The following is a 4,148-nucleotide window of genomic DNA, read 5'->3' as shown; positions in this document are numbered from 1 at the left end:
TAGAAGCTAATATTACGAGATAAAAAGGCCTTTTTCCGTTAAAATAACTTCATAATTGACAAAAGGGTTGGAAATCAATTCGATTTCCAACCCTTTTGTCTACAGTCTGAGATGATTTCCCTTAAAAGGAAATCATCTCACAAACTGTTGACAAAGTGGTTTCATCACTTTGACTACAGTCTTTTTAAGTTCATAGTTATTGAATAGATGTTGCCGACCATAGCAATAGACGTGAATTTAAAATTAAGATGAAGGTGCATCAGCAGTTATTTTTTGATCCCGAGGCAGAGCCAATCCAACCAAACCAATAAATGGTAGGAACGATGCGATAACCATCGTCGGGTATATACCGATTGTATCCATTAATACACCGATCGCAACTGCTCCGATTGCGCCCATCCCAAAAGCAAGCCCAACTGTCAAACCCGCCATTGTGCCAATTTTACTTGGTACCAATTCCTGCGCATAGATAACTGTCACCGAAAAACTGAGCATGATGAAAAATCCGATTACCGCAAGCAGCACTCCTACCGACCATAAAGGTACGTGCGGGAGCAATAAACATAAAGGCAACGGTACTAACAATGACAGAACGATAACTTTTTTCCTGCCAATCCTATCTGCCATCGGTCCGCCAAAAAATGTTCCCGCAGCGCCTAATGCCATAAAAAGAAAAATATACAGCTGTCCTGTTTCAATTTTTAATCCATAATGATCCATTAAATGAAATATGTAAAAGCTCGTTACATTCGTTACATAAAATGACCTTGCAAAAATAATGACCATCAATAATATAAGTGCAATTGTAATTTGTTTCTTAGTCAAATCACCGATTGATGATAATAATACTTTTTTACGATTATTTTCCTTCTCCAACTCTAACTGTCGTTTATACCATGCTGATATTTTGGATAAAATGATTATCCCGACAGCGGCTACCACGATGAAAACTGCGGCTCCTTTTTGCCCTAATGGCACTAAAACAAATGCACTTATTAATGGCGCCAATGCTTGTCCAGAGTTTCCTCCAACTTGATAAATCGATTGGGATAATCCTCTTTTTGATCCTGCAGCTAAAAAGGACACCCTTGACCCTTCTGGATGAAAAACCGCAGATCCAAACCCTAAAATTATGACGGCTAATAGGATTAGCCAATAATTTGGCGCAATTGACAAACCTGCCATACCAATAAGCGAAAAAGTCATGCCGATTGGAAGTGCATAAGGCATTGGCTTTCGGTCACTAAAATATCCAACGACTGGTTGTAAAACGGAAGCAACCATGTTCAAAGAAAAAAATATAAAGCCTAATTGTGTAAAGCTGAGGCCCCTCTCCTTCTCCAATACTGGAAACATCGCTGGAATGACCGCCTGCAATGTATCATTCAGCAAATGACATCCTCCAATCGCAAACATGATTGGATACACTGGGTTGTTAAAGCTTTGTGATTTTTTCGTAGTTGCCAAATAGATCCCCACTCTTTTTATTGAAATTTTTCGAATAGCATCAGTATACATCATCTTACTAAAATTTTGTAGGAAATTTCCACCAATTTTATAGAGCTGTTTAGCGCCTCCTTTAGAATGGGTACACTATGTACAAAGAAAGGAAAGGGCTGACAATCAACATGGCGCTTGCCAATCAACTATCTGGGATGTTTCTTGTTCCAGCTTCATTATTATTGGTAACCCTTGAAATCGTCTTGGAATCTTATAGAGTTAGCGCTCCGAAATGGACAGCAAGATTAGCGATCGGAAATTTATTCATTAACATCTCTTGGGCCTTTCTCATCTTCGTCATGTTAATGAACCCGCAATTATTGCAGCCTCATATTGCGCATTTTTTCTCTGAAATTTTTCAGCAATCTTCGGAAGACCTATTAGGACGAGTCGAATGGATATTCACTATTTTAGGGATCGCAGCGATTATCGTTATGCTGATTGATGCAGTGTCAGGATTTACAAACTTACGTACAGGGAAATGACATGACACGCTTGTTTTACATAAAAGAGAATACATACTGACATTACCATGTAAACCAATAGGACATTTTGCATGCCATGTCAGTATGATTTTTTTCTTCATCAATGTTTTTAAATAGATTGTATAGCACGATATTCACGAATGCTTCCTATGTTTAATAGACTCTCACGAGGGAAACATACGGTATAGAATCATTAAAAATTAGGAGGTTCCACAAATGGCAAAAATAGCTGTAGAACAACCATTTACAGATGTTAAGCAGGCTTTGGAAGAAAAAGGGCATGAAGTGACGATGTTTGAAAGTGACGAAAACGTGAACGGTTATGACATGGGTGTCGTACGTGCACTAAGCGATGTCAATGTGGATCAATTCGATTTTCCAGTGGTCAGCATTGAAGGGGCATCCGTTCAGGATGTTGTAAATGACGTCATAAATAGATTGTCACGATAAAGTAAGCAATTAAAAGGACAGAATCCAGCTTGTTGACAAACGTTCGCATACAGTGTTGGAGCCAGCAGGCAACCGTTGCCACAGGACGTATTGTTCTTAGGTACGTTCTTAGATTGCCTTCCTTGGCAAGCGTCTACAATCGCAAGCTGGGCAAACATCTATTTCATAACTAAAAACCTTAAAAAGACCGTAGACAAAGTGAAAGACTACTTTATCTACAGTCTGGGACAGGATCCAGTAAACGGAATCCTGTCCTTACTTATGTGGAATGTTGTGCACTTTCCTTTTCGGTACCCGCTACTACTACAGCAGCTGAAGCATCTCCTACAATATTTACTGTTGTCCTCATCATATCTAACACTCTATCTATTCCCGCAATTAAAGCAATTCCTTCTAACGGCATATTCACTGAGCTTAACACCATCGCAAGCATAATCATCCCTGCTCCAGGAACGCCCGCAGTACCAATTGAAGCTAATACCGTTATTAAAACAACTGTCAATAACTGCATGAAGGATAACTCCAAATTATAAAACTGGGCGATAAAGATGACAGCTACCCCTTGATAAATTGCCGTTCCATCCATATTGATCGTTGCGCCAAGCGGCAAAACAAAGCTTGAAATCCTGTTTGGAACACCTAAATTTTCATTCGTATTTTTTATGGTAACTGGCAAAGTTCCTGCACTGCTTGCTGTACTAAATGCAACGAGGGCTGCCGGGGAAATCCCTTTAAAAAATGTAAGCGGATTCATTTTACCGAACGTCTTCACAGCAGTCGAATAAACGACTGCGGCATGCAAAATACAAGCGAAATACACCGCAACAATAACTTTAACAAGTGGCAATAAAACAGACAGGCCATATTGTCCGATGACCGGAGCTAATAATCCTAAAATCCCAATTGGTGCAGCCTTCATGACAATTCCAGTAATTTTGTACATCACTTCTGCAAAGCCTTCAAAAAACTGTAAAACAGGCTTCGCCTTTTCGCCTACAAGTGTAATGCCGATGCCAATAAATAACGCAAAGAAAATTACCTGCAAAATATTCCCTGTTGAAAGAGATGTAAAAGGATTGTCAGGAACGATATTCAACAATGTTGTGATCACGCCTTGCTGTTCCTGAGTCACTACCTCCGGTGCAACTAACCCTTCCGATGAAACATCTACCCCTTTCCCTGGAGAAAAAGCAAAAGCTACAATGAGACCAATAATAATCGCAATTGCAGTTGTCACTAAATAATATACGATTGTTTTTGCTCCGATCCTGCCTAACTGTTTCGGATCGGAACTGCTCGCTACACCAACAACTAAGCTTGATAAAATGAGCGGAGCAATTATGAATTTGATGAGCCGAAGGAACAGATCACCGAAAGGCTTCAAAAAATCAATCGAACTTCCAAAAATACTACCTAAAATAATAGCCAATACAAATGCAATAAAAATTTGAGTGACAAGATTAAACTTTAACTTCATTTTCCTCCCCTTTCCCGAAATTTCGAAATACTATTTATACTATAGTATACATTAGTTTAGGCGAACATGACTATAGAATGGTAGATTTACTCCAAAAGGATGTTTGTAAACTAAAAAGTCCATAGAAAAAGGGGCTGTCCAATAAGTCCCTAAAATAGAACAGGTGGCGAAAAACGAATCGTTTTTCGCCACCTGTTCTTGTATTTTTCTCATTCAATACTGAAAGTAGCACGCGG

The 4,148-nt window shown here is 39.2% G+C and carries 4 protein-coding genes; 2 read left to right on the top strand and 2 right to left on the bottom strand.

The annotated features are described in order from the left end of the window. Positions 1-243 precede the first annotated feature (243 nt). Positions 244-1,467, bottom strand: coding sequence for an MFS transporter (locus WFH04_RS17905; RefSeq protein ID WP_336825660.1), 1,224 nt, complete (start codon positions 1,465-1,467; stop codon positions 244-246). Positions 1,468-1,595: 128 nt separating this feature from the next. Between WFH04_RS17905 and WFH04_RS17900 the strand changes: the two genes are divergently transcribed. Both WFH04_RS17900 and WFH04_RS17895 read left to right on the top strand, forming a co-directional pair. Beyond that, on the top strand, positions 1,596-1,985 hold the full coding sequence (locus WFH04_RS17900) for a hypothetical protein (RefSeq protein ID WP_336825658.1): 390 nt from the start codon (positions 1,596-1,598) through the stop codon (positions 1,983-1,985). Positions 1,986-2,201: 216 nt separating this feature from the next. Then, on the top strand, positions 2,202-2,435 hold the full coding sequence (locus WFH04_RS17895; protein ID WP_336825656.1) for a YkuS family protein: 234 nt from the start codon (positions 2,202-2,204) through the stop codon (positions 2,433-2,435). 259 nt (positions 2,436-2,694) lie between these two features. Here WFH04_RS17895 and WFH04_RS17890 read toward each other — a convergent pair whose 3' ends face one another. Continuing rightward, positions 2,695-3,912 carry a dicarboxylate/amino acid:cation symporter gene (locus tag WFH04_RS17890; RefSeq protein ID WP_336825654.1) on the bottom strand — a complete coding sequence of 406 codons (1,218 nt, stop codon included), beginning with the start codon at positions 3,910-3,912 and terminating at the stop codon, positions 2,695-2,697. Between the last annotated feature and the right edge of the window lie 236 nt (positions 3,913-4,148).

The sequence above is a fragment of the Sporosarcina sp. USHLN248 genome, assembly GCF_037144575.1.
Lineage (GTDB): Bacteria > Bacillota > Bacilli > Bacillales_A > Planococcaceae > Sporosarcina > Sporosarcina contaminans.
Note: the sequence above shows the minus strand (reverse complement) of the source record. Positions and strands in the feature narration are given on the sequence as shown.